This window comes from Cellvibrio sp. 25HG11W-0, from assembly GCF_057815475.1.
Window position 1 is genome coordinate 1441884 of the sequence record NZ_CM174230.1, and the last position, 20846, is coordinate 1462729.

The window sequence follows — 20846 nt, forward strand, 5'->3', positions numbered from 1 at the left end:
GGGACTAATTGTTGCTAATTTCTTCTAATTCCGCCAAAAACTAAGGTTCAATGCCATTAATTTTTCTAGTGATCATATCTTTGGTTAAAAGTTGCGGTAAAACATCGCCCTTACCTTGACGCCCAGCAGGGAACCAAAGGTAGAGCGGGACGCCACTGCGGCCATATTCATGGAGTAATGCGGTTATTTTTGGATCAGTATTAGTCCAATCGCCCTTAATAGTGGCGACATCGTGAGTGTCAAAGGCGGCTTCAACTTCGTCAGTGTGTAAGGTGATACGTTCATTGGCGAGACAGGTTAGGCACCAGTCAGCAGTTAAATTGACCAGTACGGGGCGGCCCTGGTCGCGCATTTCTTGCACCAGTTCCGGGCTATAAGCCTGCCAGCGCTCTTGGGTTTCGGCGCTGGGTGCGGAGTGAAGTTGTTGCCAGGGGAGCGCAATAGCGGTGATCCAAGCTGCGGCTATGGTGAGGCGGCGCAACACTTGGGTAAAACCAGAGGCTTGGCGCCCAAGTAGCCAGCAGCCAAAAGCGATGGCTAGCGCGCCCGCGCAAAGTGCAGCCATGGTGCTTACATCGGTCTGGCGCCCAAATACCCACAACAGCCAAATGGCGCTGAGGTAAAGCGGAAAGGCCAAAAAGTGCTTGAGGTTGTCCATCCAAACTCCGGGTTTGGGGAGGCGCTCGGCCAGCGCGGGCAGATAACACAGCAGCAAAAGGGGCAGCGCCATACCAAAGCCAAGTGCAGCGAAGACAGCAATTGAAACCAATGGCGGCTGCGTTAAGGCAAAGCCCAATGCCGCGCCCATGAAGGGAGCGGTGCAGGGGCTGGCGACCACGGCAGCGAGAACGCCAGTGAAAAATGAACCGCTCAATCCCGATTTTTGGGTAAGCCCTTGGCCCGCGCCCATAAGGCTGCTACCGAAATTAATAAGCCCTGACATGCTTAGTCCCATCACAAAAAACAGATACGCAAGGGCGGCGATTAAGCTGGGTGATTGCAACTGAAAGCCCCAGCCGATGGCCTCGCCGCCTTTGCGTGCAATCATCAACGCGAGCGCAAAGCCGACAAAACATACGACTATGCCCAAGGTGTAGACCCAGCCGTGTACCACGAGGCGACTGCGATCAGCGGCGGCAAGGCTCATGATTTTAATAGACAGCACTGGGAATACGCAGGGCATTAAATTCAGAATCGCGCCGCCGAGCATGGCAAAAAGCATGGCTTGTAGCAGCCACATAGAATCTGCTGGCGCTGTTGCAGTTGATGGAATGCTGGTATCGAGTTCGTCTGAATTTTTGCTGGGGATGTTTGACTGGCTTGCAATATAAGGAGTAATTGCTTGCGTTTGGGTGTTCACCTCAAGTTGTAGTTTTTGGGGTGGATAGCACAGCCCTTTTTCTGCGCAACCTTGTGATTCAATTTTTACTACTAGGGGTTCCGCTGCTGCCGGGAGCGCAAGGGTCACGGTGACATCATGGTGGTGCAGCATGGTTTCACGTTCGAATAATTCGTCGTACTTCATCTTGCCTTGGGTATAGCGAGGGCTGAGCTTGGTGCCATCTGCGAGCGAAAACTTAAAACGTTCTTCGTACAGGTAATAGCCCTCTGCAATTTTCCAATGCAGCAGTAGTGTTTGCTGCTCAAGGCGATAGTCCAATTGATAGGCTTGCTCTACCGGCAGGAACTCATCGGTTGGTGCCAGCAGGCTATTGGTGCTGTTGATATTGCCGGTTAGGGGCGCGCTGAGGCTGAGGTTGCCACTGCTATTGTTGGCGGGGCTTAAAAAATCATCGGCATGAGTTGCACTGGCTAGGCAGGCGAAAATTCCTAGCAGAATGCTAAAAAGCCCTGCGCGAGGCGCGCGCTTCAGGGTTGACATTGAAAAGTGATTCGATAAACGTCTCATTAGGTCGCAGATCTCTTTAAGTTGCTAGGTTGCTAGGTTGCTAGGTTGCTGCGGCGCTAGCGCGCGCAAAAAAATGGTTGAGCTCGATTGGTTGGCGCTCAGGCTTGCAGTAGTATAGCGAGCCGTAAAAGGACACTTATCTTAGCGTATTTAGGCAGCCTGATTGTGCGTCCTTTTGGCAGGCCTTATTTTTACCCTATTAATCCCGTGGTGTCACAGTGCTAGGTCACAGTGATGTCTCACAGTATGCTTTGCTATTTGCCAAGCTCAAGAGATGTATATGTTTATGCGAGTTTCAGCGTTTGTTTTAGCGGGCATCGCCCTTAGTCTGCTCAGTGCTTGCCAAGTTCCCTTTAAAAAGCCGCCGCAGCCTGTCAAAGCGCCTGCGCCTCAAGTGGTGGTGCCAGTACATGCACCAGAAACGAAAGAACAATTGGCGCTGCGCCTTATTTTGCTCAACGCAGAATATACCCTTGCGCATGACCAGTTGCTGACCCCCGCGAATGACAATGCGCTGATGTACTACCGTCAGGCTTTGGCGCTCGACCCCAACAACGCACGCGCGAAAGGCGGCTTATTGGGGATTGTCATGCGCTACGTGGATTTAGCCCGTCAAGCCGCTGCACGGGGCAACTATAGTCAAGCCACTGCCATGCTCAATAGCGCACGCATGGTGGACCCAAGTAACTTGTTGATCAAAGAAGTCGCGGATGGTTTACGCGAGCAAATTAAGGAATCGCCCCCGCTGGCGGCTTATAAAGGCGGAGCAAATGAGTATCTGTTGGATGGTGCCTCACTGAGTGCGCAAAACGCACAAATCAGCGCACGTATCGGTGAGATTGCACGCAAACTAAAGGCGACTGATAGTTTTGCTTTAATCGTGGCGCGCACCGATCCTGAGGGGCGCTGGATCTATCAACAAATGCGTGCGGCAGTACCGGGTTATTTGGTGCGTGGAGATATTAAACTAGGCAGCCCACCGCGGGTGCAGTTAACGCCGCGGCAGTAATACCCTCACCACAAAAGCGCACTGAGCGCTTTTGTTGTTTTAGCGGGTGTTAAATGTATTGCCACGTAAAACCTACCACTGATGAAGGTTATATCTATGAGAGTTCACTTAATTCGTTGCGGGTGTTTGATTTTGGGAATGAGCCTAGGTCTTTTGGCGGTTGCTCAAACCGACACGTCTGTCCTTGAGGCGCCTGTTAGCATTCAACAAGCGCAGTTGCTGGTGCCCTTTGCCGGCGTCGATGAAGCGCCTATTTACGCCACCATCATCAATAAAAGTGATAAAGCCTTGACATTAAACGGCGCACACGGCGGCTGGGCCGCGCAGTTTGAGCTATTGGACAGCAAATCAGTGCCGGTTAAAAGCGTGCTTATTGCTGCGCATTCCTCGCTGCAATTAGGCATAGGCGTTTATTATCTGCGTGCTAAAGGGCTGAAAAATACAATTCGCAGCGGTGAGCAGCTACACTTAAGCTTAAGTTTTGACGGGAATGCTGTAAAAGAATGCAGCCTCAAGGCGGTGAGTGCTTATGATCAGCCGCATCACTAGTAGGTTGGGGTTCGCACATTATTTATGCTCTGGCGCATTTGGCGCTGTTTAGTATTGGCCTCATATAAATTTTTTATTGCGCAATAATTCATAACAAGAAACCTTTAGAAAATCAGTATCGTTTAGATTGAGGGATATGCTGAGGCTTATATTGGCCGTGGTACATGCAATATTTTCAGTCATTCCTCGAAGCAGTCTCACCTCTTAACAAGGTTTGAAATTATGCCTCTGCGACGACTCAGAAATTTTTGGACCAAAAGCCTGCGTGCCATGCGCGATGAAGTGGAGGATGTGCAAGATGATATGGCGCACACGGGCATAGCATGGCGCCTAGTGTTTTTGCTTATTCTGGCTTACTTTCTGGTCACCATAGCGATGGGGATTTATTGGAGCCTAACCCCCAGTCTATTCTCCGTTAAGGCTACGCCCAGTGTCATCATGCGGCAGCAAGTGGGCACCCCAGCCCCCGGCGTCACCACCACCGCAACGCTCATACGTATAACCGAAACACTTTGGAAAAAACCAGGTGGCTATATCTATAACGACATAAGTCCACCGGGCATTTGGTTGGATGATATGCCCCACTGGGAATATGGCGTCATTATTCAAGTGCGCGATATGAACAAAGCACTGCGCGAAGCGTTCAGCCGCTCGCAATCTCAGTCGCTAGAAGATGCCGATTTGCAAAAAGCCGAATCGCGTTTTAATTTCGATCACGACTCCTGGCTATTTCCCGCCACCGAATCACAATACCATGAAGGTGCAGAATTTCTACGCGCCTATTTGACGCGCTTGGCTGACGATAATCAGCAAGATGGGCAATTTTTTGCGCGTGCAGACAATTTAAATTATTGGTTGGCAACAGTTGAAACCCGCTTGGGTAATTTGTCGCAGCGCCTGAGCGCCAGCGTTGGTCAGCAGCGGTTAAATACCGATTTAGCCGGTGATGCGCAGGCCCCAAGGCCCAGCGGTGCGCGCGCTGAACTGTTCGTAAAAACACCTTGGAATGAACTGGACGATGTGCTGTTTGAAACCCGCGGTTCTGCGTGGGCCTTAATTCATTTATTAAAAGCTGTTGAAGTAGATTTTGCCGAGGTACTAAAAGATAAAAATGCACTAGTGAGTATGCAGCAAATTATTCGCGAACTAGAAGCAACCCAACAAACCCTGTGGAGCCCAGTTGTGCTCAATGGCAGCGGCTTTGGTGTGCTTGCCAATCACTCTTTGGTCATGGGGTCTTACATCTCCCGCGCCAATGCCGCGATTATAGATTTGCGACGGTTGTTGCAGCAGGGGTGATAGATGCAATTCACCTTGTGTCTGATTTCACTCGAAATTTATTTCAAGGTGATTCGTAGGTTGGTGGTGAGGAACGAACCCCAACATGACCATGTATCCACGACCGCCACAATCAAAATGTATATGCCGTTAATTGGTTTTTCGTAAATATTGCCATCCATGCCTGCCTTATACCTTACTTTTCTTTGCTCCGCCAAAAGAAAAGTAAGGTATAAGGCAGGAATTCGATGATAAAAATTAAGATATAAATGTGAAGAGAACGCGAAAAAAATTACATAACCTTCAGTGTGCGGGGCGTAAGATGCTTGGTTTTTTTATGATAATATCCTGATCTTTATTTTCATGTGAATTCGCTCCCTTCAATTGAGATAAGGGGGCCATGAAAGACAGGTGGCTAATTAAATGCGATCGTTTTACCGCAGTTGCTTGTTAGCTTTGAATGATGCTCTGTGCCTTGTTTTTCATAATTTCTAAAGCTCTAACACACGCTGGGTCTTCAACCGAATGCTCAGTAAAGCTAACAAGGCGAACAGGATGGTTGTGGTTAAAGTCGTGTAGCAATAGAGTCCCAAGCAATTCAGCTACTTTATCGTTCTTTGTAAAACCACCTCGTAAGCATTTTCTAAACCCAGCTGATAAAAGATCGGCTATTTGTACACCTAGTTCTTTTTTAGAGTCTACAAACTGGAGATCATCACGCATAATTTTACCGATATTTATGCCATCCTTTACTGGAATATCATAGTTTTTCTCTAGATAGTCAGGAATTTTTCCTTCGGCGTACTCAAATGCAAGCATAGAGGAATAATCAAATTCCCTAACACAAATTAAAGGCTCTCGTAACGACTGACTTTGTAAAAAGGCTGGAGACAATGTTTCAAAAACTTTTTCGTAATCATTCTTGTTGGTGTTTTTTTGGTCGATGCGCCAACAAAAGCTTGATAACGTTTTAGGGTATCTAGCTGCAAAATAGTTAATTGCACGGTTGATGACAATATTGATCAATATGTTTTGGCAATACAATTGTGCGTACAGTTGGGGGCTTATACCTGCAATTTTATCCGCATATTCTTGTACACTGAGCTTTCCTGCCTCGTGTGTCATTTTGTCTTTATGTTTGAATACAGCTTTCGCCTGCTCTCTTTGATGCTCGGCTAAAGCTTGTTCAGTATTAAATCCAGAATCTGTTGCCGCACAAAAAACCACACCTTTTAGTGTGTTCAGGTCCCGTAAAAATTCATGATATTGTTCTTCATTGACATTTTTGAGCTTAATTTCATCCTTAGCTCTATGCCCTGTTCTAACTTTAAAAACTCTGAGTAGCTCGCGAATTTTTCTAGTTTCCGTTTCCGGCATAGCATAGGCTACAACCGTATTCCAAGAGTTCTTGACTGGAGCATTTACGAATGAGCCAGATTCATCAATGTATATCTTCATTATAGTTGGCCATTCCCCCATAACATTATTCAACCATCCAAAATTTGGCTTCCCTGAATAATGGCATAGTAAAATTGCATCCGCATCTAAAAAGATTGAGATGTTTTTAGATTGCAAGGGTGATTATCTAAAAAAGTGAAGGTGTCGCCCTCAACAAGCTCCTGCGTGAGCAGTAGGTTCAAAAAAGACTAAGGTCGGTTGTCTAAAAGTGAGGTACTGGCGGTTAACGGAGAAGTGATTTCTTAAGGGATAAGAAAAACCTACCGCCCATAACGCAAAATCTGCCCTTTAAAAATATCCCCTAAATGCATAGATTCAGGTGCTAAACCTTGGCGATGAGAATAGCCGAGGCCGAGCATTTGTTTGCTGAAATGCGCGTGGTGGCCGCGGCCTGGGTCTACTAACACTATTTCGCATTGAGGTTTGCTGTGTTGTTGAATGAATGTTGCGAGCAGCGTGCTTTGTTCGCGTTCGTAGAGTAGGTCGCTGCCAATGATCAGATCAAAGGTGCCCAATTCGGATATCACATCTGCCCAGCCCGTGCGCACGAAGGGAATGAGTTGGTCGTCATTTAATTGCGCGTTTATTTGCAGAAATGCATCGGCTTCTGGGTGGTAGTCGGTTGCCGTTATGTCTACGTGGCGATGGTTTAACAGCAGGCTCGCTAAGCCTAAACCACAGCCCACTTCCAATACGCGTTTCCCTTGGCAGTCAAAGTCATCCATGAATTGTGCGAGTACTCGCCCCGACGGCCATATCACGCCAAATAATGGCCAAGATGCGGATGAAATTCCGAGGCGCTCGGCTGCACCTAAAGGATCAGAAAACTCCTGATTGTCGCGCAGCGAGCGCAGGTGAATATCGCTGGAGGTAAACTCAAGCGTTTGGTAGCGAAACCGCAAGGAGGGTGACATGGGGCGCCTATGGCGTGAAGAAACGGTGGCTCGATTGCAATCGAGAAATGGCAGCTGCTGGCAAGATGTACTTGCTGTTAAAAAATAACGGCTGTCAAAGAAGGCTGCGGTACAGGAGCGCAGCCGTAAAAAGAAGTGAGAATGTAGCCAGTATGCACGAGTTGTGAGTTATTAGCTTCTGGCTTTATGTAAGAGCGGGGGCTTGGGCAGAGATTAAGCGGATTGCTGCGCAGGCCTCTTAGTCGAGGCGCATGGTCATAAATATGCTGTGAGGGTCTTCTTGGTAATCGCCGAAGGGGGCGCATTCGGTAAAGCCAAAATGTTTATAGAGTTCGCGTGCGGCGTGAAAGTACGCCATAGAGCCTGTTTCTAAATTTATTCGCTGAAAATGGCGCGCCTTAGCTTGCTCAATTATATGTCGTAGCAAGCGCTTGGCGACGCCGCGACGCTTAAAGTTTGCGGCGGTGCGCATAGATTTTATTTCAGCTTCATCATTGTTGAGCGCCTTTAGTGCACCACAACCCGCGAGCAGTCCTTCTTCCCACAAGGTCCAAAAGGTGATGTTACTGTGGCGCAAGCCGTCGAGGTCGAGCGCATGAACACTTTCAGCGGGTGAAGTGGCATGCATATCGCACAGGTGCTCATTGAGTAGGGCTGCAATTTCGGGGCCTTGTAGGTTGTCGATAATAATTGTCATGGTTTTTGCTGGTTCTTAATAATCTTGGCGATTGTGTTGGTTGTGTGTTGTATGAAAAACCTAGAGTTTAAACGCTGGCTGCTAGGGGGCAAGTGGCAAATAAACATCGGTAATCATCTCCGCTTCTGGCACCTGTGGCCCTACGTTCACGTAATGAAAAATCAGGGGGAAGTCGCCGAGTTGCTCACCACTGGTGGCTAGCCATTCTTCACATAAATATTGCGCGGCGGTAACATTTTCACGCGCGCCATAATGGCGTAGATGCGCGCAGCGCAGAGCGGGAATGACTTTGTTGATGACACCGTAGGAATTGGTGGCGATTGGCTCATCGACAGAAATGCAGAGGTCTACACGGTAATCGATAGGGTTAACGGTGTGCGGGTTGTTGAAGTGAACACCATAATTGCGATGCGCGGGCGAAGGCTTTATGTTGTTTTCTAGCCGCCAAGCAATGAGTTTTTTTATGGACTCATGCTCTAGCGCGGGGTGACCGTGATGCTCAAGAGCGGCGACGCGGGTTTGCGGAAAGTTGACTATCTTAACGTCCATCTGCGGCGCGCTCTTTGTTATCTATTCGATCGAGAATCTGTTTATTTGGTCTTTGGTACTGGTTGTTGCGCTTTGGGCGCTAGGCGTGCTTGCTCTTTTTTAACGTATTGCATGATGTTGATAAAGGTATCGGTCCAATAAATATCTTTGTGCTCGGCCAAATATTTTATTAATTCTTTGTGCGCTTCAACCGAGGTTACCAAGTGATCGCCGCCCACGCCGTGAAACGTAAAGTTAGCCATGGTGCCTTTGGCGGCTGCTTCTTTCACTACGGCAATAAGTTGTTCGCCCGTGACGCCTGCAGGAAAATCCACGCCGACCATGTAGGGGTCAAGGCTGAGCATGTCGGGTGTTACGCCGCCGCCTTGGCCTTTAACCGCGACAAAATCTCCCTTCAAGCCATTGATATAGTTTTCACCGCCAGCCATAAGGTCAATGCAGGGAGGTGTATAGGTGCGTTCAGTCTTGCCGTCGAGCGCTTTTAATAGGGTATTGGCCACGCGTACTTGATCTTGCATTTGCGTCACGCTTAGTTTGTCTAAGTCGCGATCTGCATTAACCCAGTCGCGCCCCGGTTGGCCTTTGGAGCATTGATGAAAAATACTGTGGTTACCCAGTTCATGGCCTGCTTGGGCAACCTTGCGCCAATCTTGCATGCGCGGTGAAATTGTTGCCGCGCCTGAGGGAATATAAAATGTGCCTTTGAGTTTATATTTGTTAAGCACAGGCACTACATTGTCCAGCTGACTATCGAGCGCATCGTCATAGGCGAGGTTGACCGCCGCCTTGGCGCCATGGGGCCATTTAAATGCGTCGTCTGCGGCAAGTGAAGGCAATGATAATGTCATGCTGGCGATTAGCGAACTGAGTAATAAAGACTTTATTTTTAACATGTTGTCTCCCGTGGTTTATGCACTTTTTAGCTGCGTTTACCTTGCATCAACTGCCTCGGAAACGTTTATCAACAGCCTGCTCGGCATAAACCTGATGAATTAAAAGTGAAAAGGGCGCTGTGCGATATGGCCCGTTAATTCGCCACCGCAGTAGGCGCATTTTTTTTGATGCTGTGCATTGTGCAGGTTACATTTAACGCAGCGAAGCTTGGCATCCTGTAGCGCTTTACGCTGTTGTTGCGTGTTATTTATGGCATTGAGCATGTCGGCGTCATTGAGCTTAGTTCGCTGCGTGAGTAAATGCCAGAGTGATTCGTTGAGCAGCGAAAGATTGGCGACCTTGGCTTCCAGCTTGCTTATGCGTTCGGCACTGTCGTCGCCTTCGCTTTTCGTGGCGCGTAGGAGCTGGCGTGTCTCTAAGTCAAATTCAGTATTGTTATGAGATGAGGGAAAATTGATATCGTCAGTCATGAGCAAAACATCCAAGAAGTATTGAAAATTGTTCAATGTTAATAGGCGCGCTTGATATAGCCTTTAGTCGTCGTGGTTGCCCCAGGGATCGGTAAACAGTAATTCTGGGTCCTCAAGGTCTTTCATGTGTGCATGAAATTGCGCGAGGGTTTTTTCTGCATTTTGCAGTGTTTCAAAACTGGCGATATGAAACAGTGCCTCGCCTTCATTTACGACTGGAATATTGTTTCGGCCAATAATAATACCCGTAATAGGTGAGCGAATCTCTTCTTCACTGGTGCCGCAAGGGTCGACAATAAGTGCGAGCAAGCTTCCCTCTTTAACGCGTTCGCCTAATTTTACTTTTGCAATCATCAGCCCATCGTGACTGGCTCTTATCCATTGGCTCGTGCGCGCTAACAGGGGAGCAAGTGGCTTTTTAGGGCTTTTGCTTTTGAGCATGCCTAAGTGCGTCATTACCCCCAGCAATCCGGTTACGCCGCCTTTAATGGCGGGCTCGTCAAAGCGTAGCGCTTCTCCCGCTTCATACAAAATAAAGGGAATGTTGAGTTTGTCAGCGGCATCTCTGAAAGAGCCATCGAGAATATTCGAGTGCAAAATAACGGGTGCACCAAATGCTTGTGCCATATCCAGTGTGCTTTGGTTTTCAAAATTGCCGCGAATTTGTGGCAGGTTTGAGCGATGAATAGCGCCTGTGTGTAAATCGACAACATGGGTGCAGTGACTTAATAATTGCGTGCGAATTAAGTAGGCAATGCGCGAGCCGAGGGAGCCTTTTTCGCTGCCGGGAAAGCAGCGATTAAGGTCGCGGCGATCGGGCAAATAGCGAATTTGTTGAATAAACCCAAACACATTCACGATGGGCACCAAAATGAGTGTGCCTTGCAGCCGGTCTAGGCTTGGCGATTTTGCTAGGCGTCGGCAGGCTTCTATGCCGTTAAGCTCATCGCCGTGAATGGCGGCGGTCACCAGTAATACTGGCCCGTCTTGTTTGCCGTGAATCACTTCTATACCGATAGTGAGTGGGGTGTTGGTGTAGAGCTTGCCAATATCTAATTGCAATAAACGGCGGGTGCCCGCAGGAATTTTCTGCCCGAGCAGTTCAAAGTCTGCGCGCGTTTTTTTAGTAGTTGTTTTTTTGGGGGGAAGCGCGCTCATGGGGTTGCCTTGGTTAGGTTTGTGGCGAGTAGGGCTTTAGCCATTGGATAGGGTGACTATAGCGGCAGTGCGGGTTAGATGGAAGATGTTGATTGAGGCGAAGGTTTCCACCCATATCTTTTGGGCGTTTTTCCGATAACAGCCGCTTTTGGCGCATGAATGGTTGTTTGGAGAATTTAACTGCCCTTGTCGCTCTGGGCTGATGGTTATTGTCTCGTAACTCTGTTTATACTTTGGACGTTTTGTCGTCAGCAATTGCTGTAAAACAGCGTTTCTGTGGCCAGCGCTAAGGTTAGTGCTTGGGTGCAGAATCAACAATAACAACTGTCTAGGGATTGCGGAAAACAGAGCATTAAGCCTCAGGTTTGTTTGCGATCCCTCAATAATAATTCACAGGATTGTATTATGAGTATGAAACATTTTTTCTGCACAGCGCTTGGCGTTATGTCCTTGGGGGCTAGCTTGGCAGCACATTCAGCCGTGTGTAGTTATTCACTTGTCAGTGAATGGAATACTGGGTTTACCGCTACTGTCACCATTACCAACAATACCCCGACCAAGATTCAAGGGTGGGAGTTGGGTTGGCAATTTACCACCAATAAGGTGGCACATTTTTATAACGCCAATATTATCGGTGCTAACCCCTATAAGGCTTCAGCCTTAGGTTGGAACAGCGATATTAAACCGGGCGGTTCGGTAAGCTTTGGATTTAATGGTGTTAAAAATGGTGGGCCAGCTGAAAAGCCCGTATTAACGGGGAGCCTCTGTGGTAATCAGCCGAGCAGCGTGAAATCTAGCAGCGTCGCTAGTTCAAGTCTTCCCGGCTGTGTGAGCCAATGTAATTGGTACGGCAAGACCTACAAGCTGTGCGAAACGGCGGCAACGGGATGGGGTTGGGAGCATAACGCGAATTGCGTTTCGCGCGCGGCTTGCTCAGGGTTGTCTGCGCCTTTGGGGATAATTACTGTGTGTCCTGTTCCCGTCACTAGCTCGAGTTTGCGCAGCTCTGCATCAAGCCTGAGTAGCATTGCTTATACCTCAGCATCGGCACGCTCCAGCGCTGAGACTATATTCAATAGTAGCCAGCGCAGCAGTACGCCAAGCAGTAGCCATATTGTGTCTAGCGCTAATATCTATTCGCGTGCAAGCAGCAGCTCTGTTGCCTCTAGTATTGCGGTAGGAGAGCTTACCCGCGAACAGGCATCGAGAATGCTAATAGGTACATTCCAGCGCGTCGTGAATGGTGCAGAAGCTTCACCTGGCACCGCTGTTGTTAATAACGTCACCTATGATTATTCGGTGCAAGTTAGCTACTTGGTGAATAGCGTTCTGTCGCGCAGTTTCGTCAGTGATGACTACTGGGTCGCAGAGGACCAGTGTGATTTGAACGGCGTTAAAACAGATGTTTACCTCCTACCGCCAGCGGGTAGTTGTCCTGCTAATGCCGTTGCGCATGTTACCTATTCCAAGCTTAGTGATACCCATCTGCGAGAAATTACTTATTGCGATGACACAGTGCGTTCCACCACTGATTATTTAAAGCTGCAAAATACGGCAGGATTTAATTTTGGTGCTATGACATTTGCGGCACCGGGGTATCCTGCATTTTCGACATCGACAGGGGTTTGCGGCTCTACTTATCTCTTTAACATGCATGTCGCATCCAGCTTACCTCTACCGCCTGAGTTGGGTGGTTTGACGATGGCGAACAAAAACAAGTATGTATTCATTTCTAGTCGCGCCCCATTGGGTGATCAGTATTTGAATGTTCGTTTTCAAATGTGGGGCATAGAGTCAGCTGCCGATGTAACACCGGGAACCTATCAGTTGGTACAGGGGATTGGTGCTAAAGGCGACTTTAATGCGGTCGTAGAAATAGGTGCAAATGGTGAAGCGGCGAAATCCTATAACTTCGTGAGCGGAACACTCAGTGTCAGCGCTTACAGCGCCACTTCGTTCGTTGTGTCTTATCAACTTCAAACGGTGGATGGCGAGCAGGTTGAAGGTACCACCGCACTTTCGCTTGATTAAGTTGTTGTACGTTTAAACGCAAGCCAAAGAGAAAAAGGCAGGGGGAAACCTCTGCCTTTTTTGACTGTAAGTGCTGTTTTTCTCTAGCTTTCTATTAAAAAAGCATGCTGGTGAAAAGTTGAATTGGGTATGTGTTTTCTAATTTTTATTAGCAACTCAGATATCTCTTCTAGCTCGAGTGTTGTTCTTGATGTGCCTGAAAGATTGAAACGCCACAACCACTGCTGAAACTCGGCCTCGATCAGAATTTTCAGCGGCGGTGTTTGTTGATTGTCGATAAACATATGTAGTAACAGGATCAACTGGCTCCATTTTCCTCCTTTTCTTGCAAGTTGAGAGGCTCGCTTAATATTGGTGTTCGATGTGTTGCTGCGGCTTAGCATTAAAAGCTCAGTGCGAGAATAGAATATTCCAAGCTTGTTACTTAGGCGGCTTGCTTCATTTGCTACCATGTCGCTCTGGTCAAATAGTGCCGCCAGTAAAATGTTTTTCGCAACTTCTGGCTGGTTGTTGCTCAGTAGTTGCAAGCTAAGCTTTCGCAGTTTTGGAATTGGATGCGTGAGGTTTTCATTTAGCAGCGCATGACTTTTTTCTCTGTCTGATTCGTATAGCTCGCTTAATGCCAGAACCTTTACTTTAAGGGTGGTGTTAGGGTGATCATAGAGCTTGCTGTAATGCTGATAGATTTCCTTTTGTTCCATTTGTAGGCTTTTTTGCGCCAGTTTTCTAATGTCCGCGTTTGTGTCATTCAGTAATTCTGCAGCTATAGCATTAAAATCCTCAGGGTAAAGTTTAGATGCCTGCGTTAGCGCTAATTTTCTTAGGGGCGAGAAGTTATGTTGATTGAGTCGCAGCAGTGTTGCACTTTCTAGGTTGATATTATCTTTATGTATTTTATTGATGCAAAATCTGCCCAGATACAATGAGCTTGAATTTATACCAAGATTGAAGAGGTTATCTTCACTGAGTAGTTTTTCTTCAGTGCTAAGCTTGGCCGCTAAAAATCCTAGCTTTTGATTTTTATGGAAAATAAGTGCTGTTAGTTCTGTGGTTAACTCTGCTTGGCGTAAGAGGGTCAGTATTTTATTCCATAGCTCAGTGTGATCTCTTCTGCGATAGCTTTTAATGCGATAGATGCTGTCGAGATTTTTCAAAATTAAGATGGGGTTGTCGCGCAATAGGGCTAAAAGCCCTTGTTCTGCAAGGCATTGAACGCTGGGTACCCAGTCATTAATACGACTCAAAAATATGGGAAGGTGCTTTGGCTGCACGTTTTCCTTAAGCTCTTTTAATGCTTCTTCTCTTTCATAACCATTATGTGAATAGGCTTTAACCATGAAGCCTGTAGGTTTTACATGCTTGGGTGTTTCGGTGATCATGGATTCAGTATTCCTTTGCGGTTTTGATTTTAGTAGGTCTATTATTGTTCTCAGCATGTGGTTTTATCCTGCAGTTTTACAGACTAAATGAAAATGAGTGACAAGGCGGTCTGTATTTGGCGGTCATATTTTATGCGCAACTATTCGTGGGTTTTCGCTAAGTCTATTGCATCGCCACCTCCCTGTGGCGATGTGTTTACCCTTTAACGCAGAGCACTTGCTTTAAGGTGTGTAGCACTTCTACCAAGTCTGCTTGCGCCGCCATCACTTTTTCGATGGGTTTGTAGGCGGAGGGCGTTTCATCAATAACATTTTCATCGCGGCGACATTCCACACCGGCGGTTGCAAGTAGGTGCTCATCCAGTGAGACGCGGCGCTTGGCTTCAGTGCGCGACATAATTCGCCCGGCGCCGTGGCTGCAGCTACAAAAACTTTCTGGGTTGCCTAGCCCGCGCACTATGAAAGATTTTGCGCCCATGCTGCCGGGGATAATTCCCAGCTCACCGCTGCGCGCACTTACGGCGCCTTTGCGCGTTACCCACACATCCTGTCCGTAGTGGTGCTCGCGGCTGATGTAGTTGTGATGGCAGTTCACTGCTTCCAGCTGGGCATCAAAGGGAATCTGCAATACATCGCGCATGGCACTTAGGGTTCGCGCCATCATGACGTCGCGATTGGTGCGCGCAAAATCCTGCGCCCAGGCGACAGCTGCCACGTAGTCGCGAAATGTGTCGCTACCTTCTGGTATGTAGGCTAAATCCTTGTCGGGCAGGTTGATGAACCAGCGCTCCATGTCTTTTTTGGCTTGCTCGATAAAATGCGTACCTATACGGTTACCTATACCGCGCGATCCGCTGTGCAGCATCACCCAGACGGCATTGTCTTCGTCTATGCAGATTTCAATAAAGTGATTTCCGCCACCCAGTGTTCCCAGGTGATTTAGGTTGTTGGTGTTTTTCAAAAAAGGGTGCTTTTCACAAAGGTGGTTAAAGCCATTGTGCAAATGCGCCCAAGCGTTAATGACATCCTCGGGTGGGTTTGCCCAGCTGCCTGCGTCGCGCATTCCGCGCAGCCTTGGGCTGCTGCCGTGAGGCACTCTTTTTTCAATTTCAAAGCGCAGGGCGGTTAAGGAGTCAGGCAGCTGCGAGGCCTTTAGGCTGGTTTTTGCGGCCATCATTCCGCAGCCTAAATCCACGCCCACGGCGGCGGGAATAATCGCGCCTATGGTGGGAATCACGCTGCCGATGGTGGCGCCTTTACCCAGGTGAACATCGGGCATTAGCGCAATCCATTTATGAATAAAAGGCATGCTCGCTAGGTTGCGCGCCTGTTGGCGGGCGTTCTCATCAAAAGTTACGCCGCGTGTCCAAGACTTTACGGGTAGGTGTCCTTGTTGGTGCATTACGTCATAGGTGTTGTTCATGGCGGCTTGGTTCCTGTTGTTTCAAATGTGTATACGTGGGTTATTGCAAGCAGGCTGCCAAGTTTTGTTGTGCTTTGATTTTATTCTGTAACTTTATGATTTTAATGAGAAAAATAATATTCTTGTGTTGGTCTCGGCTAATGCTTAGACTCTGGGAATCTATAGCATCTATCAAAAATGATAGGAATATATCTTTATGAATAATGTAGTGATAGGGATTTTAGGCTCGCGCCTTGATCATGGCGGCTTTGGCAAGCGGCGCTGGGAGCGCTGGCGCCCGAGTGTGGCTTTAATGATGCAGCCGGAGTTTCCGGTTGCGGAATTTTTGCTTATGTATTTGGCAGATGACCAAGCGCTGCTAGATTTGACCCTGCGCGATATAGCGCAGGTATCACCACACACCAAGGTTACTGCTGTTGCCATTCACTGTGATGACCCCTGGGACTTCGAGCAGGTCTACAGCCAAATTCATGCAGTCGCTAGCGCCCAGCAATTTGATGTTGAGCAAAATAATTATTTTGTGAATATCACCACGGGCACCCATGTGGCGCAGATTTGTCTGTATTTGCTGACGGAAGCGCATTACCTGCCGGGTAAGCTGCTGCAGTCTTCTCCCAGCAAAGAGGGAAGTCAGGGCGTCTACCATGTCATAGATTTGGACTTGTCGCGCTATGACCAGATTGCCTCGCGCTTTGCCAAGGAGGCGAGCGATGCGGTGGAGCATTTGAAGAGCGGTATTCAAACTCGCAACCTTGCGTTTAATGCGCTAATTGCGCAGCTTGAGCAGGTGTCTATTAAATCTAAGGCGCCGATTTTATTGAATGGCCCCACGGGCGCGGGCAAGTCACAGCTCGCCAAACGCATTTATGAATTAAAAAAACAACGCGGACAATTGCTCGGCAATTTGGTCGAAGTTAACTGCGCTACCCTGCGCGGTGACAGCGCCATGTCGGCGCTGTTTGGGCATGTGAAGGGGGCCTTTACCGGTGCGTTACAGCTGCGTTTAGGGTTGTTGCGCGAAGCGGATAAAGGCCTGTTGTTTTTGGATGAAATTGGCGAGCTAGGGCTGGATGAGCAGGCTATGTTATTGCGCGCCATAGAGGAAAAGGTGTTTATGCCCTTCGGCGGTGATCAGCCGGTGGCGAGTGATTTTCAATTAATTGCGGGCACCCATCGCGATTTGTTCGAGCAGGTACGCCTAGGAAAATTCCGCGAAGATTTACTCGCGCGTATTAACTTATGGACCTATGAATTGCCATCCCTAAAAAATCGCCTTGAGGATTTGGAGCCCAATATTGAACACGAGCTGCAAAAGTTTACTCAGCAGGCGGGCTACAAGGTCAGCTTTAATAAAGCTGCACGCGCGGCCTATGTCAGCTTCGCAAACTCGCCGAATGCGCTTTGGCGTGCTAATTTTCGCGATTTAAATTCCAGTATTACGCGTATGGCAACCCTCGCGGTAGGTGGGCGTATTACGGAGGCGGTGGTGGCGAGCGAGATTCAGCGCCTGCAGCATGCGTGGGGTGGGTTTCAGTCGCCGCCGAAGCTTGGTGCAGACAATGTAAGCCGCTATCTCTCTGCGGCGCAATTGGCGGACATGGATCTTTTTGATCAATTGCAGCTGTATCAGGTAATCGAGGTTTGCTTGGCGAGTCGCTCTTTGGCGGAGGCGGGGCGATGCCTTTTTAATGCGAGTCGCGCTAAAAAAACGACCTCGAATGATTCCCACAGGTTGAAGCAATATCTACAAAAATTTGGTTTGAGCTATGCGCAGTTAGTGGAGTAGTTTTTAAGAGAGCAGGCGGCTGTGACTACTCTCGTTTGGTGTGCGCGGGCGAGGATTGCTCCTCCCCTTTTTTTCAGAACCATTTTCTATGTTTTAGTTTGCTGTGAATTAAACCGATATGTAAGCCATTGCCGCTTTATGTTCTTGCGCCAAAAGTGCAGTGGAAATAAACCGCATAAAAACAGACCGAGATACCAATGCAGCGCAGACACACTAAGCCCTAAGTCTTCGAATATTTCTTGCGGGTAATAGAGTAGTAGGCCGCTCGCAATCAGTAACAGCCACAGGCTTAAATGAACATAGCCATCCCAGTAGTGGTTATGTTTGGCGAGTTTTTTTTGCACATGGTCGGCGAGCATGTAGCCGAATATCATTAAACCGAGCGCTGCGCTTAAACCGTGTAGCTCGCGCAACAAACCGTTAAGCGGATGGGGGAAGTCATCTTCGGTGGCGGGGGCCATCCATTTGAGGATAATGCCGGTAATCACCAATGCCAGCACAACAATCCAGAGCGAGAGACGCGATTTTTTCATGTAAGACCAAACTTATGGGTGCAAAAATGTGGGGCGCGTATTTTGGCAGGCTGAGCCGAAGAAGCCTAGTAAACCGGCGAAAAACCTGAGTAAACCTGAGTTTTTCTCTTTTGATTTGTAATCCTCAAACCGATGGCGCGGGATTTTCGGGTACGCTCGGCAATGGAATCCAGCGGCCGCCTAGTTTACGTACAAACTGTTCGCGTTCGGCGGCGGCAGTATTGGCGGCAACCTTGGTGAGCGCGTCGGCACGCCAAGCGCTGTGAGCCATCACGCACCAAGTTGCGGGGGCTTGTTGTTGGCCTTCTGTTCCCAGTAGCAGGCCGGGGTAGTCGCGGCTGGCTGCGCTGGTCGAGGTCGCTATAGCGGCATTTTGTAAGCCGCCGAGAAGATGCTCTTGTTGGCGGTGATCGCGCACGGCGATGGGTAAGAGTGAATTGCCGTAGCAGCGCATGTCACCGCCCGCATTTACCCAGGCTGATGCTATACCGCTGGCTTTGAGGCTTTTTATGGCTTGATCTACTGCAAAGCCCTTGGCGATACCATCTAGGCTAATTAACACAGCGCGAGTGAGGCGCGCTTGCCGTGGTTTAAGTTCTAGGTCTTGCCAGTTTCCCCGTGTGAGCAATTGATCTTTATAGTGCTCGGCAAAGCAATGCGCAGGCAGGGCGCCTTTCTGCACGACGGAATACCCTAGGGTACAGTTGAAGCTGTGCTCGCTGATGCGCGTCATGGCGCGAGCGAGGCGTAGGCATTGAATACTTAAGGGATGGCAATCTACCCAGTCGCCGCATGCACTATTTAAGCGAGTGAGGTCGCTGTCGGGATTATGAAAACTTAAGAGCCGGTGAATTAATTCAATGTGCGCGAAGGCGTTATTCACTGCTCGCTGTAGGTCTGCTTTGCTGTGGTGGGTATCGCTCAGTACGCCCAGCTCGACAAAGGTGCCGAGCAGTGGTCGCATGCGCTTAATGCTGGTCACTGCTGCAGAGCAACCTGATGAATGGCCAGCAGGCGTTTTACGCCGTCAGTGACATTGCGGCAGGAGAGGGTGGCACCGCTAATGTTGGGAATGTCTTTGTTGAGTTTGAATTTATCTTGCAGCGTTTTACCAACAAAATGTTCGCGCCATTTTATGTTGCGAATTTGTCCACCGTGGGTTTCGCGGTAACTCAAAATTTCAATGCCGAGCACTTTGCCGTCTGCCGAAATTGCCGCGCCATAGGTAATGAATTCGTGTTTGCCGATAACGTCATCGACCAAAAACCAGCCCTGCAATTCGCCGTCGCGTTCGGCGCGCCAGGCTTGTTGAATCGGATTGCGCTGGCGTACACCGGCAATTTTTTTGATGCGCTTGAGCTGTTCATCGGTGAGCGGAACGGCCGACTCTAAAAATATTTTAGCCGCAGGAAAAAGCTGTTGTTGGGCTTGGGGGATGGTTAAGTAGTCTTCTGCCTGAGCGCTCGCCACCATGATAAAGGGCGTAGCGGCGATAAGCGGTAAGCTAATTAATAGCGGAAGTTCACGCAAGGTAATACTCCTGATCATTAAAATCTCCCAGTTCTCGCAGGTTGTGATGTTAAACCGCGTGCGAGGACTAGGAGTTGTGCGCTGAATACTTAGTGCGGTGGTTAGAAGTTAAAGCCCACTTTAAAGCGCAATTCATCTTGGGTTTTTTCGATTAAGTGAACACCGGAAGGTTGGCCGTCGTAGCCTTCGCCGCCGCCGCGTATTTGGTCAAACCAAGTGAGCGTTAACCAGAATTTCTCGCCACCGTAATGCAGGCTGGGGCCAGCGAATACTGAGTTGCGCTCCATGGCGACTTCAGTTTCGTATTCGGTTTCGTAAAGCGTTTCTATGCCGAAAAACCAGTTGGGCATGAAGCGGTAGCTAAGGCCAGTGCCTGCGCTGAATTCCACTTCCACTTCCATGTCTGTTGGCCACTCAAAGTCGTCGGGCAGGTTGTCTATAGGTGCGCGGGTGGCGCGGGTGGCTTCAGTGCCTAGGTTGCCTGCCCATATCAATTGACCTTCCATAAAATATTTTTGCATTTGTACATCGAATGCAAAACTCATGGTGTCTTTGTCGCGCCCTGAATGAGGGTCGAGAGTCAGGTATTCAAAAGAGGTGGTCACCGATAGGCCGAAATCATCCAGTGCGGGGCTTAAAAAATTGTATTTACCGGCAACTTCTACACCTGCGAATTTCAAACCGTACTTTTCATCGCCGGGCATATAGGCATCAATCAAAATACCCGAGGTATTAATAGACTGACCTTTAAGTTCACCATTAATGGTGAAGCGATTAGTCACGCCGTATTCTAATTCGGTGCTGGTGTTATAGGCAGTGTAGTGGCCCGTGCCTTTATCGCTGCGCTGAGTGACGACTTGATAGAGCTCTAGGGCTCCCTCTGGCAAGACTTCTGAGCCTTTAACGTAACCAAAAAGGTTTTCATCGGCGTAGCTGCTCGTACTTATGAGGCTGGCGGCTATGGTCAGGGCACTGAGTGAGCGCTTGAACATCTAAATCTCCTAGGCATGGGGTTGCTGTGAATAAATAACTGGCGGTATTTTGTCGCAAACGGGTCTGCTTTGCAAATGATATCTATTATCAGTAGTTGGTTTGCAGTGGGTTGGGCTTTTGTGTTTTGTGGCTGCTGTTGGCTAAGGGATTGTTAAAAGACCAATTATGTCTTTGGTCAATATTTTTGTGCGGATGACCCAGGTCACTTCGAGACGCCTGGGTGGGCATTATGGGTAAGTTGGAATGAGCATTGCGCGACTTCGCTCGTTGGTGATGTTTTTTTCTA

Annotated in this window: 19 protein-coding genes; 5 read left to right on the forward strand and 14 right to left on the reverse strand. The window is 48.6% G+C overall.

The genetic code is table 11. The annotated features are described in order from the left end of the window. Window positions 1-40 precede the first annotated feature (40 nt). Complete coding sequence (locus tag AC0KUT_RS05990; protein ID WP_488834316.1) at window positions 41-1909, reverse strand: protein-disulfide reductase DsbD family protein; 1869 nt, start codon at window positions 1907-1909, stop codon at window positions 41-43. Window positions 1910-2189: 280 nt separating this feature from the next. On the opposite strand from AC0KUT_RS05990, the gene AC0KUT_RS05995 reads away from it, so the two are divergent. The 3 genes from AC0KUT_RS05995 (at window position 2190) to AC0KUT_RS06005 (ending at window position 4766) form a co-directional block, all read left to right on the forward strand. Further along, window positions 2190-2918, forward strand: a complete 729-nt coding sequence (locus AC0KUT_RS05995) for a hypothetical protein (protein ID WP_488834318.1) — start codon at window positions 2190-2192, stop codon at window positions 2916-2918. A gap of 96 nt (window positions 2919-3014) precedes the next feature. Continuing rightward, window positions 3015-3467 (forward strand): copper chaperone PCu(A)C, encoded by a 453-nt coding sequence (locus AC0KUT_RS06000; protein WP_488834320.1) that lies wholly within the window; start codon window positions 3015-3017, stop codon window positions 3465-3467. A 270-nt stretch (window positions 3468-3737) separates the two neighbouring features. Then, entirely contained in the window at window positions 3738-4766 is a 1029-nt protein-coding gene (locus AC0KUT_RS06005; RefSeq protein ID WP_488835653.1) for a DUF2333 family protein, read from the forward strand. 429 nt (window positions 4767-5195) lie between these two features. Here AC0KUT_RS06005 and AC0KUT_RS06010 read toward each other — a convergent pair whose 3' ends face one another. The 7 genes from AC0KUT_RS06010 to AC0KUT_RS06040 all read right to left on the reverse strand — a co-directional run bounded on the left by AC0KUT_RS06010 (window position 5196) and on the right by AC0KUT_RS06040 (window position 10885). Next, window positions 5196-6320, reverse strand: coding sequence for a DUF3800 domain-containing protein (locus AC0KUT_RS06010; RefSeq protein ID WP_488834322.1), 1125 nt, complete (start codon window positions 6318-6320; stop codon window positions 5196-5198). A gap of 143 nt (window positions 6321-6463) precedes the next feature. After that, a complete protein-coding gene (locus AC0KUT_RS06015; RefSeq protein WP_488834324.1) occupies window positions 6464-7117 on the reverse strand; it encodes a class I SAM-dependent methyltransferase in 654 nt (217 codons plus the stop codon). A 238-nt stretch (window positions 7118-7355) separates the two neighbouring features. Continuing rightward, window positions 7356-7814, reverse strand: a complete 459-nt coding sequence (locus AC0KUT_RS06020) for a GNAT family N-acetyltransferase (RefSeq protein ID WP_488834326.1) — start codon at window positions 7812-7814, stop codon at window positions 7356-7358. An 81-nt stretch (window positions 7815-7895) separates the two neighbouring features. Then, window positions 7896-8363, reverse strand: a complete 468-nt coding sequence (locus AC0KUT_RS06025) for an AraC family transcriptional regulator (protein ID WP_488834328.1) — start codon at window positions 8361-8363, stop codon at window positions 7896-7898. A gap of 41 nt (window positions 8364-8404) precedes the next feature. Next, window positions 8405-9256, reverse strand: coding sequence for a polysaccharide deacetylase family protein (locus tag AC0KUT_RS06030; protein WP_488834329.1), 852 nt, complete (start codon window positions 9254-9256; stop codon window positions 8405-8407). 99 nt (window positions 9257-9355) lie between these two features. Beyond that, window positions 9356-9727: a hypothetical protein gene (locus AC0KUT_RS06035; RefSeq protein WP_488834330.1), complete on the reverse strand. Its 372-nt coding sequence runs from the start codon at window positions 9725-9727 to the stop codon at window positions 9356-9358. A 63-nt stretch (window positions 9728-9790) separates the two neighbouring features. Further along, window positions 9791-10885: a succinylglutamate desuccinylase/aspartoacylase family protein gene (locus AC0KUT_RS06040; RefSeq protein WP_488834332.1), complete on the reverse strand. Its 1095-nt coding sequence runs from the start codon at window positions 10883-10885 to the stop codon at window positions 9791-9793. Window positions 10886-11290: 405 nt separating this feature from the next. On the opposite strand from AC0KUT_RS06040, the gene AC0KUT_RS06045 reads away from it, so the two are divergent. Beyond that, on the forward strand, window positions 11291-12916 hold the full coding sequence (locus AC0KUT_RS06045; protein ID WP_488834334.1) for a cellulose binding domain-containing protein: 1626 nt from the start codon (window positions 11291-11293) through the stop codon (window positions 12914-12916). A gap of 83 nt (window positions 12917-12999) precedes the next feature. On the opposite strand, the gene AC0KUT_RS06050 is transcribed toward AC0KUT_RS06045, so the two are convergent. Beyond that, on the reverse strand, window positions 13000-14295 hold the full coding sequence (locus AC0KUT_RS06050) for a hypothetical protein (protein ID WP_488834335.1): 1296 nt from the start codon (window positions 14293-14295) through the stop codon (window positions 13000-13002). Window positions 14296-14491: 196 nt separating this feature from the next. After that, window positions 14492-15718 (reverse strand): RtcB family protein, encoded by a 1227-nt coding sequence (locus AC0KUT_RS06055; RefSeq protein WP_488834337.1) that lies wholly within the window; start codon window positions 15716-15718, stop codon window positions 14492-14494. Between the two features lie 196 nt (window positions 15719-15914). On the opposite strand from AC0KUT_RS06055, the gene rtcR reads away from it, so the two are divergent. Beyond that, on the forward strand, window positions 15915-17504 hold the full coding sequence (rtcR, locus tag AC0KUT_RS06060; RefSeq protein ID WP_488834339.1) for an RNA repair transcriptional activator RtcR: 1590 nt from the start codon (window positions 15915-15917) through the stop codon (window positions 17502-17504). A gap of 86 nt (window positions 17505-17590) precedes the next feature. Here the strand turns inward: rtcR and AC0KUT_RS06065 are convergent, their stop codons facing one another. The 4 genes from AC0KUT_RS06065 to AC0KUT_RS06080 all read right to left on the reverse strand — a co-directional run bounded on the left by AC0KUT_RS06065 (window position 17591) and on the right by AC0KUT_RS06080 (window position 20559). Beyond that, window positions 17591-18037, reverse strand: coding sequence for a hypothetical protein (locus tag AC0KUT_RS06065; RefSeq protein WP_488834340.1), 447 nt, complete (start codon window positions 18035-18037; stop codon window positions 17591-17593). 124 nt (window positions 18038-18161) lie between these two features. Next, the gene (locus tag AC0KUT_RS06070) at window positions 18162-19001 is read right to left on the reverse strand and encodes an FAD:protein FMN transferase (RefSeq protein ID WP_488834341.1); all 840 of its coding nucleotides are present in this window, start codon (window positions 18999-19001) and stop codon (window positions 18162-18164) included. Window positions 19002-19015: 14 nt separating this feature from the next. Continuing rightward, complete coding sequence (locus tag AC0KUT_RS06075) at window positions 19016-19585, reverse strand: FMN-binding protein (RefSeq protein WP_488834343.1); 570 nt, start codon at window positions 19583-19585, stop codon at window positions 19016-19018. 83 nt (window positions 19586-19668) lie between these two features. Further along, a complete protein-coding gene (locus AC0KUT_RS06080; RefSeq protein ID WP_488834344.1) occupies window positions 19669-20559 on the reverse strand; it encodes a DUF6662 family protein in 891 nt (296 codons plus the stop codon). Between the last annotated feature and the right edge of the window lie 287 nt (window positions 20560-20846).